The organism is Aneurinibacillus sp. UBA3580 (assembly GCF_002375825.1).
Lineage (GTDB): Bacteria > Bacillota > Bacilli > Aneurinibacillales > Aneurinibacillaceae > Aneurinibacillus > Aneurinibacillus danicus.
In genome coordinates this window covers 1-257 of sequence record NZ_DFMZ01000046.1, presented here as the reverse complement: position 1 = coordinate 257, position 257 = coordinate 1, and the positions used below count along the sequence as shown (strand labels likewise).

The 257-nt window shown below is 49.8% G+C and carries 1 pseudogene; it reads left to right on the top strand.

The features are described 5' to 3' along the window. Window positions 1-161: pseudogene (locus tag B2899_RS07145) on the top strand (peroxiredoxin); the annotation flags it as partial. Window positions 162-257: the final 96 nt, after the last annotated feature.

The following is a 257-nucleotide window of genomic DNA, read 5'->3' as shown; positions in this document are numbered from 1 at the left end:
TGTTCATCATCGATCCGGAAGGCACGCTGATGTACTCCGTAATCCACAACCTGGATGTTGGCCGCAGCGTAGACGAAACACTCCGCGTGCTGCAAGCATTCCAATCCGGCGGTCTGTGCCCTGCAAACTGGCGTCCGGGACAAGCTCACCTGAAAGGCTAATACACGTTTGCCTGTAAGGAAAGCTGATGCATGAGAACGAAAAGGACCTAACTTTTGCGAAATTGTTAGGTCCTTTTTTTAGGGTATAGGAAAGTA